Source organism: Nonomuraea sp. NPDC052265, from assembly GCF_044547985.1.
Classification (GTDB): domain Bacteria; phylum Actinomycetota; class Actinomycetes; order Streptosporangiales; family Streptosporangiaceae; genus Nonomuraea.
This window is the reverse complement of sequence record NZ_JBIUBJ010000005.1, coordinates 46,219-61,094: the sequence shown is the minus strand read 5'-3', so window position 1 is coordinate 61,094 and position 14,876 is coordinate 46,219. Positions and strand designations below refer to the sequence as shown.

The following is a 14,876-nucleotide window of genomic DNA, read 5'->3' as shown; positions in this document are numbered from 1 at the left end:
TCGCCGGGTTAGTGCGGGTTGTGCCCTTCACCCCCAGTTCAGTTGAGCGACATCCACCCGCGCAAGCCCTCGAACCCGGCGAAGTCGCCGTCCGAGGTCACAACTTCACAACCCCGTGCGGGATCACCAGGTGGCCACGTTGAGCCCGCCGCCGGTGACCAGCTCGACCCGCTGCCCGACCAGTTCCCTGGACATGGCGTCGGCCAGCAGCTCCGGCTCCAGCACGTGCGCGTGCGCCCGCCCGCCGGCCGGCAGGTCCACGACGAGGATGCCCTTCTCCGGGCCGCCGTCCCGGCCGTGCGCGACCGTGTACCCGGCCACGGTGGCGGGCCCGGCGTACGAGTCCGCCACGGGCACACCGGAGGCCGTGAACACCGGTGTGGCGTCCCCCAGGAGCCCTCCCGGCTCGCTGGACCACACCGCGTACGTGTGCTTCGTCAGGTGCATCCCGACGCCGGTCACCAGCCCGTGCCCCGGCTGCGTGCGCAGCAGCCCGGCCATCGTGGCCGTCGAGTGCAGCACGTAGTCGCTGGCCGGGCCGCCGGCGTACGGCAGGCCGCCGGTGACCGTCAGGCCGCGCCGGTCGAACGGGTCGAGCCCGATCGCGTCGCACGCCTGCCGCAGCGCGACGGCGAAGCAGCTGTACAGGTCGAGGGCGTCGAGGTCGGCGAGGCCGAGCCCGGCGCGGCGGAAGGCGGCCTCCGCCGCGGCCCCGATCGCCCGCGAGGAGCCGAGCGCGGGCCGCGCCGCCACCTCCCAGGTGTCCTCCGCGTACGCCCAGCCGCGCAGGTGGACCCGCCGCTCGTCCGGCACCCCCAGGCGGTCGGCCAGCCCCGCGGCGGCCAGGACGACGGCCGCCGCCTGGTCGACCTCCATGACGGCCACGGTGTTCCTGGTGTACGGCCAGCCGACGAACCGGTTGCCCTTCACCAGCTCCTCGGGTGTGCGCACGGCCCGCCGCCACGCGTACGGGTTGGCCGCGGCCACCTCGGTCATCGGCGCCATCATCCGGCCCCGGTCGAGCATCTCCTCCTCGACCGTCATCCCGGCCGCCGCCCGCCGCGCGGTCTCCATGATCGCGTACGTGTGCACCGGCAGGAACAGCTCGTGCGCCAGCTCGGCGGGGTGCGGGGGACGTTCCCAGCCATAGGGCGGCTTGGGATCGGCGGCGTGGCTCCACGGCACGTGCTCGCCCGCCCGCCGGTAGGCCCGCCGGGTGGCCAGCGCCTCGGCCCCGGTGATCAGCGCGCAGTCCAGCTCGCCCGCCGCGATCCGGGCCGCGGCCTCACCGATGAGGAGCTGCGGAGCCGTACCGCTGACCTTGGAGTAGGTCTGGTGGCGCGGCGTGGCGCCCAGGCGCTCGGCCAGCCGTCCGGTCGGGGAGTCGTACTGCCAGGAGTCGGTGTACACGATCTGGATCGAGTCGAGCCGTCCGACGGGAAGCCGGGCGTCCTCGGCCGCCTCGCGGGCGACCGACTCCCACAGGTCGAGCGGTTCCGGGCCGGGCTGCTCTCGAATGGTGCGTTGTGCGATGCCGATGAGACAGGGGGTGCGTGGATCCATGCGGACATCCAACCAGAACAACATTCGGTTGATAAGTAGTGGCGTTTGACAATTAGCGTTACCGCTGTTGCTGAAGACTATTCATCGCGCCTTTGACCTGCGCGGATGCCCTTCGCGAATACATGCGATTTTGCTATTTCCATAACGGAACGGAACCGGCGCCGACTTTTTCGCGTCGTTTCCTGGCCGACGGGTTGCGCCATTCATTAGCGTGCTCAACGTTTTCCTGGCCCACCGGGGCGCAGTACCCCGCTCTGGGCCGCCGAGAACTGAGAGGAGCTCCATGTATTCCCGAGCAAGGCGCATCGCGATCCCCCTCGCCGGACTGGTGGCCGTCGGCCTGGCCACCGCCATGACCAACGGCGCCGCGGCGCAGGCGACCTCAGCACCCGATGTCGTGTCCAGGAACGCGGCGACCCCCGCCGAGCAGGCCGTGCAGTTCTGGACGCCCGACCGCATCAAGCTCGCCACCGACTACGACGGCGCGCTCGACGTGTCCTCCAGGGGCGCCAGGGGCGGCGTCCAGACCCCCGACGGCCCGCCCGGATCCGTCCCGCCGATCGGCCAGGAGAAGGGCAAGGCCGGCAGGAGCAAGCAGGTCAACCTGCCCAACACGGTCGGCCGCGTGTTCTTCACGCTGCCCCGAGCCGACCCGCGCGACCCGAAGAACTGGCGGTACTGCTCGGCCAGCTCCGTACAGGGCAAGTACCGCAACCTGGTGGCGACCTCCGCCCACTGTGTCTACGACACCCAGAAGAACACCTTCTACGACAACTGGATCTTCATCCCGTCGTACTGGGACGGCGACAACGTCTGGGAGGGCAAGGCGCCCTACGGCATCTACGCCGCCAAGACGTTCAACGCGCACGACGACTTCGTGGTGAAGGAGGACTACGACTTCGACTACGCGTTCGTCAACGTCTACAACGGCATCAAGGTGCAGTGGGAGAAGACCGGCAACCGGTGGCGGTGGACCGTCAAGAACGTCGGCCGCCTCGGTGACAACGTCGGCGGCCAGGGCTTCACCTGGAACCGCAGCACGAAGCTGAACGTGTACTCCTTCGGCTACCCGGCGGGTGGGCATCCCGACGGCGACAAGCCGTACACCGGCCGCACCATGAAGTGGTGCTACGGGAGGACGGCTCCGATGCCCGAGGCCAAGAAGTACAACCTCCAGGAGCAGATCGGCTTCAGGTGCTCCTTCACCGCCGGCGCCAGCGGCGGCCCGTTCATCTACGACTACAGGAACTCCTCACGCACCGGCTACCTGGTGGGCGTGAACAGCGTCGCGTGGGACACCGACGGCAACGACCGCTACGACCACATCTCGTCGCCGTACTTCAACACCGACACGTACAACGTCTACAAGGCCGCCGCCAACCGCTGGACCGGCAACATGCCGTGATCCGGCCCTGCAGTCGAGGCCCCGGATCCTCCTCGGCGGGATCCGGGGCCTTCCCCCGCCGTCGAGGGATTCCGATGCCCGTTCAGACGCGGAAGACCGGCCCGGTGGCGACGGCGAGCGCGCAGGCGTTGGGGAAGGTCTGCGAGTAGTGGTAGCGGTCGCCGTCCCAGACGCCCCACGCCCGTACGTCCACCGGCTCGTACTCGGCGGTGCAGGAGACGCCCGTACGGCCGGTCAGCCGGGCCGGGTTCCCGTGCACCTGTTCGAGAGCGGCACAGGCGGCGACCTGCCCGGGAACGACCCGGCCGGGCGTGCACTCCAGTACGCCGTGACGATCTCCCACACTGATCCGGAAAAGCCTTTGATCCTTGTGCGGCGTCTGGACATCGGACGGGCCGGTCGTGGCGTTCGCCACTGGAGCGGCGGCGAATGCCGCGCAGGAAAGCGCGGCGATGCAGAGAATTCGGTGCATACGCGAAGCCTCTATCACCCCTCTGACCTGCGGCAACGACCGACACGCGTGATCATTTAGACGTATCGGGAGGGATCGGCTGATGGTGTCCTTATCGCACACGGTGCACTCTTGATCAGGTAACGAATCTCTATCCGGGCTGCAATACAGGCAGTTGATCTGGAAAAATCCACCCTTACGACCCTAAGAAAGGCATTTCATGATCTCCCGGGCCAGGCAACTGGCGGCGGCCGCCCTGGGCGGCGCGCTGCTGCTGCTGCCTGCCTTCACGGGGATCGCGAACGCCGCACCGGCGAGCAAGGTCTTCGGCGTCACGCTGGCCAGGACGGCCACCGACATGAAGAAGGTCGCCGACTACTGGCGGCCCGACCGGCTCAAGCAGGCCGACAGCTACAGCCCCGCCACGCCGGGCGCACAGGCCGCCCCGACGTCCTCGGCCGGCGCCGTCTCCGGGCCGAACTCCCCCGCGACGGCGGTGCGGCGGACGTCCGCGACGCAGGACGTGGTGCCCGTGCCCCCGAAGCAGGGCGGCGCCGGCAAGACCATGGGCAAGGTCTTCTTCAGGTTCGGCACCAAGGAGTACTGGTGCTCGGCCAGCGCGGTCGCCGCCAGGAACCGCAGCGTCGTGGCCACGGCCGGGCACTGCGCGTACGACTCCCGCCAGGCCAAGGCCGCCGAGTACTGGATCTTCGTGCCCAACCCCGGACCCAACGGCGAGACGCCCGACGGGATCTACGTCGGCGCCGCGCTCAGCCTGCACGAGGACTGGCCCGGCAAGGGCGACTACGACTACGACTACGCGTTCGTGACCGTGCACCGCGGGTTCGTCTGGGAGCAGGCCAAGGACGGCACGTACACGATGAAGGACGTCGGCAGGCTCCAGGACAACGTGGGCGCCCAGGGGCTGGAGATCAACAGGAAACCGGCCGCCTACACCGTGGCCGCGTTCGGTTTCCCGGCCGGCGCGCAGCCCGACGGCACGCGTCCGTTCGACGGCAGGACGTTGCGGACATGCCAGGGCGGCGTCACGTACTGGACCGTGGCCCCCGCGCTCGACCTGCAGAAAGGCGTACGACTCCAGCCGTGCGACTTCAGCCCCGGCGCCAGCGGCGGCCCCTGGCTGGTCGACTACGACGCGGCCCGCAGGCTCGGCAACCTGAACGGCGTCAACAGCCTCACCTGGAACAGGGACGCCAAGGGGGCCTACGACGCGGTGTCGTCGCCGTACTTCGACACGACCACCGCGGAGGTCTACCGACGCGCCGCCGCGATCACCACACCGGGAAATGTGGCGTAAGTCACACGAAACGGTGTGATCACTGCTCGTGATCAGCCGATCCTTGATCTCGGTCCGGTAACGGAGGCTCTGGGAGCGCTGACACGATCTTCCTAAAATTTTCATCAGGAGTGTCAGCGTTATAGGTTCCGGGTCGTCCGTTTGCTGAGTTTTGGGGTGCAAGAGGCGCCTCCTGTCAGCGCAACCTGGAGATACCTTGAAGCGAATCCTCCTCCCCCTCGGCGGCGTGGTCCTGACGACCGGCCTTCTCGCCGCCGGGCTCTCCGCCACCGCCCAGGCCGACGGCGGCGTCTCCAACGACCCGATGGCCGGCAACAACTCCCAGGCCGCCTCGATCGCCTCCTTCTGGATCGCCTCCAACGGCGCCGCGCTCCGCCAGGCCACGCAGTACACCTGGGACTCCAAGGAAGTGCGGAAGGTCGTCTCCAAGGGCGGCTACGACCCCGACGGCCGTCCCGGCATGACCGCGCCCACCGGCGCCCAGAAGGCCGGCGCCTCCCAGAACGTGAACCTTCCCAAGAGCATCGGCAAGGTCTTCTTCGTCGACGGCTCCGGCAAGTTCCGCTGGTGCTCGGCCACCTCCATCCAGTCGGGCAACCGCAACCTGGTCGCCACCGCCGGCCACTGCGTGTACGACACGGACAGCAACAGCGACACGCTGTCCAACTGGGTCTTCGTCCCCGGCTACTACCAGGGCAAGACTCCGTGGGGCATCTACGTGGGCAAGCAGGCCTTCACCCACTACGACTTCGACACCTACGAGGACTACGACCGCGACTACGCGTTCGTGACCGTCTACAACGGCATCCAGTTCGACGGCGTCAAGCAGGTGGACCGCAAGGACTACGAGCGCTTCAGCGGCCCGAAGCGCTCCTGGGGCGGCCACTACTACATCCTGCTGTCCAAGGACGCCGGCCGGCTCGGCGACGCCGTGGGCGGCCAGGGCTTCGCCTGGAACCAGCCGACGGGCAAGCCCGTCCGCACCTTCGGCTACCCGGCGGCCCCGCACCCCGACGGCAACAAGCCGTACAGCGGCGTGACGCCGAAGCACTGCTACGGCAAGACCACGGCCAAGACCGTGGGCGCGTCCTGGCTCAAGATCGAGGAGCACGTCGGCCTGAAGTGCGCCGTCACCCCCGGTTACGACGGCGGGCCGTGGCTGCTGAACTACAGCAACGCCAAGCGCCTCGGCTACGTGAACGGTGTCACCAGCACCTTCGCGGACCAGGACGGCAACGACCGCATCGACTACATCACGTCGCCTTACTTCGACGGTGAGACGGCGGCCGTGTACAAGGCGGCCACCAACTTCCCGTCGGGGAAGATCGTGGGGCCTAACGGCGAGCTGTACAAGTAAGCCCTTACCAGGGGAGAGAGGGTCCCGGCGTTGCTCCTTGCCGCCGGGGCCCTCACCTGTGTGCGGGCCGCCCGCCGATCGTCTTCGCCGAACCGGGGGCGCTTCGTGCCCACAAAGGCTCAGGCCCCTTCTCATCGGGCCCCTGCCCCCCGCCATGGGCCCCACCTGTGTTGCGATTACGGCTCGCCCTGCTGGAACCGGCTTCTCTCCCTCGACCGCCTTCCGCGGCGACGGCCCTCCGCCCGCCACGCGGCTCGGGGTTCCTGAACGCGGAGCTGTGGCCCGCTACGCCCGCTGAGTGCCCACTCGTCTTCCGGTGCCAGCTGGGCGAGTCCACGCTCTGGCCACGCGTCCCTTGCACCGCCCCTCGAATCCGAAGCGTTTCGGGACGTGATTCGCCAGCGCTTGTGGCGCAAGATGTCGGTATGACCGAGGATCACGACGCGCCCGCGACCGCTCCCGCCATGACGAGCCCAGAGGTCACGATCACCCTCGACCCCCACGTCAAGGCGTACGTCGACCGAGCGGTCGAGAACGGTGAATTCGAATCCGTGTCCGCGGCCTTCAACGAAGCGATGCTGGAACGAATGCGCCGCCGCCCCCGCGTCCGCAGCTGGTGACCCACAGCACCCGTACGACAGCCCCGGCCGTCCGCCCCGGACGCACGGCCGGGCCCGTGACCAGCGGACGGTGACGCGGTCGCCCGTCGGCGCCCACACCGGCGAACGGGCGACCAGATGACTCGCGAGCGCCCCGGCGTCGTCCGGCCCGCTCGTGTACGTGGTCGTCCCCTCCCAACGCGGCCACCCGTCGAAGCCGGCGATGAGACTCCAGGCGCCCGCAACCGGAGCATCGACTCAGGCGCTCGTACCCGGCGCCCCCGACGCGGAAGCACGGGACACGAACGTCCCCCGCCCATGGACGACGACCAGCAGGCCGCGCTCCGCCAGATCCTTGACCGCCCGCCGAACCGTCACCCGACTGACGCCGTACTGGCTCGCCAGCTCCAACTCGGTCGGCATCTTGGCGTTCGGAGCGAGCGCCCCGGCGGCGATGTCGCTCTCGACGTCCTCGGCGAGTTGCCGCCACACCAGGTCTGGCCCGACGTGATCGATGCGGTCACTTTTATCGTGCAAGGCCATGCGAAGACGCTAATGGACGGAGAACCTACGAGAACGAGCCACTACCTCCTCCAAGGTATGGAGAGGTCTTATCATGTCTACTGCTTGTATCTCTGATCGCTCCCCCCGCGGGCCGCGATGACGACGAGCTCGGCGAACGTGAAACCCGTCGTTCCCACAAGCCCTGACGAAAGGAAGCAGCATGACGGACCTGTATGGCGGCAGCCTCGACGACGTGCCCTTCACCCAGTTGTGCGGCGGCCCCCACCAGGGGGAGTCCTGCGTCCTGATCGCCCCGATTCCCGGTATCGAGGACGCCTACGCGCTCCGTGACTCGAAAAACCCGGACGCCGGGACGCTCCGCTTCACCGGTACCGAGCTTCGCGCCGCCGGAATCGCCACCATCTAGCCAAGACCCGAGACGGCCGGCCCCTGCCCGGAGGACCCGAGCAAGCAGGGGCCGGCCCGCCGACCGCAGGGGAGCACCCATGCACTGGCACGCCTACCTGTGGACCGGCTCCGGCGCCGAGCGCGGGAACGAGGCCGAACGCCGTCCCAGCTCCCCCGATTTCCCCACCTCGGCGCTCCCTCCGATGCGTACGGGCGACTGGCTGGCGAAGCCGGCGGCGCGCAGCGCGGCCACTTTCGAGGAACCAGAACCGGCGACCAGGTGGATGGCGACCGAGTACGGAAAGACGCGCGACCAGCTCCACCCACCCGAGCGGATCCCCCTTGAGGAACGGCTGACGACGGCCCTCGACCTGCTCCCCCGGGGCATAGACGTGCAGTGGGGCGAGTGGCTCCAGAGCGGCCGGTTCCTCACGATCGGCGTGATCTGCTGCCCGAACCGACATATCCCCCACCCATGCCCAATCCACCGCCCTTACGGATGAAGGCCCCTTCAGTGACATAAGGCCCGATGTCTAACATGAGACCCATGCTGATCGACGCGGTGACCGAAATCCTTCGTGAAACCGCCGAGACCGCGATCCTCCCCCGGTTCCGCGCCCTCGCCACCGGAGACGTCTCCGAGAAGACACCGGGCGAAGTGGTCACCGTGGCGGACCGCGAGGCCGAGGACCTGATCAGCCGCCGCCTCCGCGACCTCCTGGACGCCCCCGTCGTCGGCGAAGAGGCGACCGCCGCCGGGTCGTACGCCCCGCGGAGGACGACGTCTACGTCGCCGAGCTCGGCTCCGGAACCTGGCGCAACGGCATCCCCGCCGACCCCGCCCACCTGCGCGGCGCCGCCCTCACCCGCTTCCTGGACGACGACACCAAGGCCCACGTCCAGACAGCCGCCCACCACTTCGCCGCCCTCACCCAGGGAACGAAGTGCGCTGGCGTGGACTACCCCCGCCTCCTGAACGGCGACCAGGACTTCCTCCTCTTCCACCGGACGCTCCCCTGGGACCACGCGCCGGGCGTCCTGCTGCTGGCGGAAGCCGGCGGAACCGCCCGGCACCTCGACGGCACCCCGTACAGCCCGTCGATCCCCAGGCCCGGCCTTCTCAACGCCACCGACGCCACCTCCTGGCAAACGGTGCGCTCCCTCCTTCTCCCCTGACGCGCCCTCAGCACAGGGACCAACCGCCTTCCGGGACGACGACTGCCGTCGCCTCCCGCTTCGCCATGCGCAATACCGACAAAGAGCACAAAAGGCACACGAGCCGAGGCTCCGGGTTGCACCTGGACCCCCTACGGAATCGGCCAGATTGTCGAATCCTGAAGGCTTCCGACACGAACCTGAAGATCACCTGTGAGCGACGGGCTGAGTTAGACGGATGAGCCACGATTCTGGTTCCTGTGATCTAAGTCACATTCAAGCGGTCACGGAGCGCAACGGATCACTAACGGAACTTTCGTCCCATCGACCAAATCCCCTACAGGGCCAGCGAAAACATCACCTTCCGGTAACATCACGCCAAAGCCTCTGACAGATAACAGCACGATAACGGCAGAAACGCCCCTTACCGATCCCCTCAGAACGGCTTTCACCTGCGGAGATCACCGCGCTATGTTCCTTGCTATCCCTTTACTGACGCATGGGACGCATGTTGCGACCCACGACAGAGCAAGGAGCAGTTCCCTTGAAGCGCATCCTCATCCCCGCCGGTGGCGCCATCCTGGCTACCGGCCTCCTGGCCGCCGGCCTCGCCGGTACGGCCTCGGCCGACAGCGACATCTCCACCGACGCGATGGCGGCGAGCGCGGCCAACGCGAAGGCGATCGCCCAGTTCTGGGCCGAGAACAACGGTGCCGCCCTCCGGGCCGCCACCGAGTCCAACGTCTGGGACAAGGCGGACGTCGCCAAGCTGCAGAGCAAGGGCGGCTACAGCGCCGACACCAAGCCGGGCACCACTGCCCCGATTGGTGAGGAGAAGAAGACCACCGCCAAGACGCAGAACGTCAACATGCCGAAGACCATCGGCAAGGTGTTCTTCGTCAACGGCAAGGGCGAGAAGAAGTGGTGCTCCGCCACCTCGCTCCAGTCGAAGTACCGCAACCTGGTCGCCACGGCCGGCCACTGCGTCTACGACACCGGCGCCAACGCCGACGTCATGTCCAAGTGGGTCTTCGTCCCCGGTTACTACCAGGGCAAGTCCCCGTGGGGCATCTACGTCGGCAAGCAGGCCTTCACGCACTACGACTTCGACGTGTACGAGGACTACGACCGCGACTACGCGTTCGTGACCGTGTACAACGGCGTCACCGGCCTTGATGGCAAGGTCAGCAAGGTCACCAAGGGCGAGTTCGACAGCTACAAGGGCCCGAAGTGGTCCGACGAGAAGAAGACCGAGGTGACGAAGGCCGAGTACGAGGCCTTCATCGCCAAGCAGGGCGGTCTGAAGACCAACACCTCCGTCGAGGACGAGGTCAAGCCCACCCTGGCCAACCCCGGCTCCGAGGGCTCGGTCTACGCGCCCAAGGAGGTCACCGAGGCCGCCTACGGTCCCGGTGCCGCCACGGACCCGTTCGCGATCTCGACCGCCGAGGCGAAGAACAACGCCCCGGCCGGCGTCAAGATCGAGTACTTGACCAAGGCTCAGTACGACGCCTACCTCGCCGCCAAGAAGGCCGGCAAGGAGGGCTACCTCGGTCGCCCGATCTCGGGTGAGCAGGTCGCCAACGCCGCCGCCGGTAAGGCCTACGGCAACAAGTACGACGACGCCAACGGCCCCTGGGCTGTGGTGACCTTCTTCCACAAGCAGTGGATCAAGCCGGGCAAGGACGCCAAGTACTACGTCCACGAGACGAGCTACTACCTCAAGGAGCTCACGGTCAAGGACGCCGGTCGCCTCGGCGACAACGTCGGCGGCCAGGGCTTCGCGTGGAACCAGCCCACCGGCAAGGACGTCCGCGTGTTCGGCTACCCCGCCGCGCCGCACCCCGACGGCCACAAGAACTACACCGGCATCACGCCGAAGTGGTGCTACGGCAAGACCACCAAGAAGCTGGTCGGTTCGGCCGCCAAGAAGATCGAGGAGCACGTGGCGCTGAAGTGCGCCATGACCGAGGGCGCCGACGGTGGCCCTTGGCTCCTCAAGTACAGCAACGCCAAGCGTCTGGGCTACGTGAACGGTGTCACCAGCACCTTCAACGACCAGGACGGCAACAACCGCGTGGACTACATCTCCTCGCCGTACTTCGACGGTGAGACGAACGTCGTCTACAAGGCCGCTGCCAACGTTTGGTCCGGCAAGCTCGTCTGACGACGGCTCTCGACGACCGGTCCTGACCGTTCGTAGAAACCGTTAGCAACCGAAGGGCCCGGCATCCGCCGGGCCCTTCGGCCTTTCCGGGCCAGAAGTGAAGGCGGTTGGACGCACACGACGCCGAATCGGTGCCATCAACCCGATGTGATCTGCGTCACACCTATTGAGCGAACCGGATCGCGGGCAACCCGTGCTCCCGCCGGAACCTCTCACACCTTCTTTATGTTGATCAGGGCAAACAGTCTCAAGCCCGACTTCGCCCGACTCCTGCGCAACAGCAGCCCAAACATCACAGAACGATAACGCCCGGCTTGTCGCATCTTTTCCTCTCAAAGCGGCTACCGGATCTCAAGATCGACACTGTATGTTCCTGGCTATCCCTTTACTGACGCATGGGACGCAAGAAGCGTTCCACGACAGCGCAAGGAGTTACCTTGAAGCGCATCCTCCTCCCCGCCGGTGGCGCCATTCTGGCCACCGGTCTGCTGGCTGCCGGCCTCGCCGGTGCCGCCCAGGCCGACCCGGACGTCGACGCTGCTGCTCTGGCTGCCAGCCAGCAGAAGGCCGCCGAGGTCCTGGACTTCTGGACCAAGTCCGACAACGCTGCCCTGCGGCAGGCCACGGCCTACTACTGGGACAACAAGGACGTCAAGAAGATCGTGCAGAAGGGCGGGTACGTCGCTGACGGCAAGCCCGGCTCCACCCCGCCGATCGGCGCCGAGAAGACCACCACGGTCAAGTCGCAGAACGTGAACCTGCCGAAGTCCATCGGCAAGGTGTTCTTCGAGGGTCGCGACGGCAAGCTGTACTGGTGCTCCGGCACCTCGATCCAGTCGAACTACCGCAACCTGGTTGCGACGGCTGGCCACTGCGTGTACGACATCGCCGCCAACGACGAGGTTGTCTCCCGCTGGGTGTTCGTCCCCGGTTACTACCAGGGCAAGACCCCGTGGGGCATCTACGTGGGCAAGCAGGCCTTCACCCACTACGACTTCTCGAACTACGAGGACTTCGACCGCGACTACGCGTTCGTCACCGTCTACAACGGTGTCCACGGCGCTGGCGGCAAGGTCTCCAAGGTCACCAAGGCCGAGTTCGACGGCTTCAAGGGCCCGAAGTGGTCCGAGTCGAAGAAGACCGAAGTGACGAAGCCCGAGTACGAGGCTTTCATCGCCAAGCAGGGTGGTCTGAAGACCAACACCTCGGTCGACGAGGCGGTCGACTCGACCCTCGTCAACCCGGGTACCGAGGGCTCGGTCTACGCGCCCAAGGAGGTCACCGAGGCCGAGTACGGCGCGGGTGCTCGTAGCAACCCGTTCGCGATCTCGACCGCTGACGCGAAGAACAACGCCCCGGCGGGTGTCACGGTCGACTACCTGACCAAGGCGCAGTACGACGCGTACCTCGCTGGCCAGAAGGGTGCGGACAAGGCCAAGTTCCCGGGTCGTGTGATCTCCGGCGAGCAGGTTGCCAACGCCGTTGCCGGCAAGGCCTACGGCGAGAAGTACGACGACGCCAACGGCCCGTGGGCGCTCGTCCGCTTCTTCCACAAGCAGTGGATCAAGCCGGGCAAGGACGCCAAGTACTACGTGCACTCCACCGACTACTTCGTCAAGGAGTGGGCGCTCACCGACGCCGGTCGCCTCGGCGACAACGTCGGTGGCCAGGGCTTCGCCTGGAACCAGAAGACCGGTCAGTACGTCCGTACCTTCGGCTACCCCTACGCCAAGCACCCCGACGGCTCGAAGCCCTACTCCGGCGTTACGCCGAAGTGGTGCTACGGCAAGACCGGCGCGAAGGCGACCAAGGTCCCGAGCCTGAAGATCGAAGAGCACATCTCGCTGAAGTGCGCCGTCACCGGCGGCTACAACGGCGCCCCGTGGCTCCTCAAGTACAGCAACGCCAAGCGCATGGGCTACGTCAACGGCGTGACCAGCGTTCTGTACGACACGGACAACAACGACCGCTGGGACTACATGTCCTCGCCGTACTTCGACGGTGAGACCAACTCGGTCTACGCCGCCGCGGCGAACGTGTGGTCGGGCACCATCCTTCCGAAGGCCGACAGCTGATCTTCGGACGGATACCGGGCTGAGGGTCCAAACCTCCGCTCAACCTAGCTTCACCCGAAGGGCTCGGCATCTGCCGGGCCCTTCGGCCTTTTCCGGGGAGAATGATACGAACCCTTACCAGAGTGACTAAGGGGTCGGTAGTGTCGTTACACCCTTCTTGACAACCCGTGTGGAGCCTCCCTTGAAGCGCCTGCTCATCCCCCTCGCTGCTGCCAGCTTGAGCGCGGCCGCCTTGGCCATACCCGCCGAGGCCAACCCCCATTGGGCCACCGACGACCTGGCCCCCAAGCCCGTCGACGCCTACGGAGTCGCCCAGTTCTGGCTCGGCGCCAACGGTGCCGCCCTCCGCAAGGCGACCCAGTACCACTGGGATGCCAAGGACGTCACCAAACTGGTCGCCGCCCGCGGCGAGGAGGACGGTGCCCCCGACGGTAAGCCCGGCATGACGGCACCGACCGGCAACCCCAAGCCGGCCAGCAGCAAGAACGTCAACCTGCCCAAGACCATCGGCAAGGTCTTCTTCGTTGACCACGAAGGCCGCTACAACTGGTGCTCGGCCACCTCCATCCAGGCCCGCCACCGCAACCTGGTCGCCACGGCCGGCCACTGCGTGTACGAGAAGGGCAAGGACGTCTTCGAGAAGTGGGTCTTCGTACCCGGCTACTACCAGGGCAAGGCTCCCTGGGGCATCTACGCCGGCGCGTACGCGTTCACCGCCTACGATCTCGACGTCTACGACGACTACGACGGCGACTTCGCTTTCGTCGCCGTCCACAACGGCATCCTGGACGCGACCGCCAAGCCCACCGAGGTCACGAAGGCCAAGTTCGAGGCCTACGACGGCCCGAAGTGGACCGTCGAGGAGAAGACCCAGGTCACCAAGGCTCAGTACGAGGCATACCTCGCCAAGCCGCAAAACGACAAGACCAGGGCCTTCATGGTGCCCGGCACCGAGGCGACCCTGGCCAACCCCGGCGGCGACGGCGCCCTCTACACGCCCAAGGAGGTCAGCGAGTCGGCCTACGGAACGGGTGCTGCGACCGATCCGTTCAAGATCCCGACCGCTGAGGCCAAGAACAACACTCCCGCTGGCGTCACCATCGAGTACGTGACCAAGGCCCAGTACGACGCCTACCTCGCCGCCAAGAAGGCCGGCAAGGAGGGCTACCTCGGCCGTCCGATCTCGGGCGACCAGGTCGCCAACGCTGCCGACGGCAAGGCGTACGGGCCCAAGTACGACGACGCCAACGGCCCCTGGGCGGTGGTCCACTTCTTCATCAAGCAGTGGATCGTCCCGGGCAAGGACGCCAAGTACTACCTGGTGGAGACGCACTACTTCACCAAGGACCGCCTCAAGGACGCCGGCCGCCTCGGCGACGTCGTCGGCGGTCAGGGGTTCGCGTGGAACCAGCCGCGTGGCCAGAAGGTCACCGTCTTCGGCTACCCCGGTGACCCGCACCCCGACGGCGATAAGCCCTACACCGGCGTGACCCCCAAGTGGTGCTCCGGCAAGACCGGCACGAAGACCTACCAGGTCAACACCTTCCGGGTCGAGGAGCACCAGGTGCTCAAGTGCTCCATGACCGGCGGCTCCGACGGCGGCCCCTGGCTCATGAAGTACGACAACGGCAAGCGCACCGGTTACGTCAACGGCGTGACGAGCATGTTCCACGACCAGGACGGCAACGACCGGATCGACTTCATCAGCTCCGCCTACTTCGACGGCGAGGTGGCCGACGTCTACAACAAGGCCAACTACGCCGAGACCAAGAGCATCGTCGGCCCGAACGGCGAACTGCTCAAGTAGCACCGGTGAAGCCCCGGACCGCCCGGAAGGGCGGCCCAGGGCTTCACCCGTCCCAGGGAGAACCGTC

Annotated in this window: 12 protein-coding genes and 1 pseudogene; 10 read left to right on the top strand and 3 right to left on the bottom strand. The window is 67.1% G+C overall.

All coding sequences use genetic code 11. The annotated features are described in order from the left end of the window. Window positions 1–123: 123 nt before the first annotated feature. Window positions 124–1,563 (bottom strand): acetyl-CoA synthetase, encoded by a 1,440-nt coding sequence (locus ACIHAD_RS17220; protein ID WP_397355449.1) that lies wholly within the window; start codon window positions 1,561–1,563, stop codon window positions 124–126. A 283-nt stretch (window positions 1,564–1,846) separates the two neighbouring features. Between ACIHAD_RS17220 and ACIHAD_RS17215 the strand changes: the two genes are divergently transcribed. Next, entirely contained in the window at window positions 1,847–2,968 is a 1,122-nt protein-coding gene (locus tag ACIHAD_RS17215) for a trypsin-like serine peptidase (protein WP_397355448.1), read from the top strand. 82 nt (window positions 2,969–3,050) lie between these two features. On the opposite strand, the gene ACIHAD_RS17210 is transcribed toward ACIHAD_RS17215, so the two are convergent. Next, a complete protein-coding gene (locus ACIHAD_RS17210) occupies window positions 3,051–3,311 on the bottom strand; it encodes an SSI family serine proteinase inhibitor (RefSeq protein WP_397355447.1) in 261 nt (86 codons plus the stop codon). Window positions 3,312–3,639: 328 nt separating this feature from the next. On the opposite strand from ACIHAD_RS17210, the gene ACIHAD_RS17205 reads away from it, so the two are divergent. The 3 genes from ACIHAD_RS17205 to ACIHAD_RS17195 all read left to right on the top strand — a co-directional run bounded on the left by ACIHAD_RS17205 (window position 3,640) and on the right by ACIHAD_RS17195 (window position 6,714). Beyond that, the gene (locus ACIHAD_RS17205) at window positions 3,640–4,737 is read left to right on the top strand and encodes a trypsin-like serine peptidase (RefSeq protein ID WP_397355446.1); all 1,098 of its coding nucleotides are present in this window, start codon (window positions 3,640–3,642) and stop codon (window positions 4,735–4,737) included. A gap of 196 nt (window positions 4,738–4,933) precedes the next feature. Continuing rightward, window positions 4,934–6,094: a trypsin-like serine peptidase gene (locus ACIHAD_RS17200; RefSeq protein WP_397355445.1), complete on the top strand. Its 1,161-nt coding sequence runs from the start codon at window positions 4,934–4,936 to the stop codon at window positions 6,092–6,094. A gap of 425 nt (window positions 6,095–6,519) precedes the next feature. Continuing rightward, a complete protein-coding gene (locus tag ACIHAD_RS17195; protein ID WP_397355444.1) occupies window positions 6,520–6,714 on the top strand; it encodes a hypothetical protein in 195 nt (64 codons plus the stop codon). Between the two features lie 237 nt (window positions 6,715–6,951). Here the strand turns inward: ACIHAD_RS17195 and ACIHAD_RS17190 are convergent, their stop codons facing one another. Next, entirely contained in the window at window positions 6,952–7,236 is a 285-nt protein-coding gene (locus tag ACIHAD_RS17190; protein ID WP_397355443.1) for a GntR family transcriptional regulator, read from the bottom strand. A 181-nt stretch (window positions 7,237–7,417) separates the two neighbouring features. On the opposite strand from ACIHAD_RS17190, the gene ACIHAD_RS17185 reads away from it, so the two are divergent. From ACIHAD_RS17185 to ACIHAD_RS17160, 6 genes and pseudogenes are all read left to right on the top strand, one after another. Next, complete coding sequence (locus ACIHAD_RS17185) at window positions 7,418–7,624, top strand: DUF397 domain-containing protein (protein ID WP_397355442.1); 207 nt, start codon at window positions 7,418–7,420, stop codon at window positions 7,622–7,624. Between the two features lie 79 nt (window positions 7,625–7,703). Further along, window positions 7,704–8,108: a hypothetical protein gene (locus ACIHAD_RS17180; RefSeq protein WP_397355441.1), complete on the top strand. Its 405-nt coding sequence runs from the start codon at window positions 7,704–7,706 to the stop codon at window positions 8,106–8,108. Window positions 8,109–8,424: 316 nt separating this feature from the next. Continuing rightward, window positions 8,425–8,781, top strand: a pseudogene (locus ACIHAD_RS17175) (inositol monophosphatase family protein); the annotation flags it as partial. Window positions 8,782–9,304: 523 nt separating this feature from the next. Beyond that, window positions 9,305–10,927 carry a trypsin-like serine peptidase gene (locus tag ACIHAD_RS17170; RefSeq protein WP_397355440.1) on the top strand — a complete coding sequence of 541 codons (1,623 nt, stop codon included), beginning with the start codon at window positions 9,305–9,307 and terminating at the stop codon, window positions 10,925–10,927. Window positions 10,928–11,364: 437 nt separating this feature from the next. Beyond that, on the top strand, window positions 11,365–13,002 hold the full coding sequence (locus ACIHAD_RS17165) for a hypothetical protein (protein ID WP_397355439.1): 1,638 nt from the start codon (window positions 11,365–11,367) through the stop codon (window positions 13,000–13,002). Window positions 13,003–13,183: 181 nt separating this feature from the next. Beyond that, window positions 13,184–14,809, top strand: a complete 1,626-nt coding sequence (locus ACIHAD_RS17160) for a trypsin-like serine peptidase (RefSeq protein ID WP_397355438.1) — start codon at window positions 13,184–13,186, stop codon at window positions 14,807–14,809. Window positions 14,810–14,876 lie beyond the last annotated feature (67 nt).

Coding starts and splice junctions, on each gene's coding strand:
- ACIHAD_RS17220 (WP_397355449.1), bottom strand. CDS start 1,563: ATGGATCCACGCACCCCCTGTCTCATCGGCATCGCACAACGCACCATT.
- ACIHAD_RS17215 (WP_397355448.1), top strand. CDS start 1,847: ATGTATTCCCGAGCAAGGCGCATCGCGATCCCCCTCGCCGGACTGGTG.
- ACIHAD_RS17205 (WP_397355446.1), top strand. CDS start 3,640: ATGATCTCCCGGGCCAGGCAACTGGCGGCGGCCGCCCTGGGCGGCGCG.
- ACIHAD_RS17195 (WP_397355444.1), top strand. CDS start 6,520: ATGACCGAGGATCACGACGCGCCCGCGACCGCTCCCGCCATGACGAGC.
- ACIHAD_RS17190 (WP_397355443.1), bottom strand. CDS start 7,236: ATGGCCTTGCACGATAAAAGTGACCGCATCGATCACGTCGGGCCAGAC.
- ACIHAD_RS17185 (WP_397355442.1), top strand. CDS start 7,418: ATGACGGACCTGTATGGCGGCAGCCTCGACGACGTGCCCTTCACCCAG.
- ACIHAD_RS17180 (WP_397355441.1), top strand. CDS start 7,704: ATGCACTGGCACGCCTACCTGTGGACCGGCTCCGGCGCCGAGCGCGGG.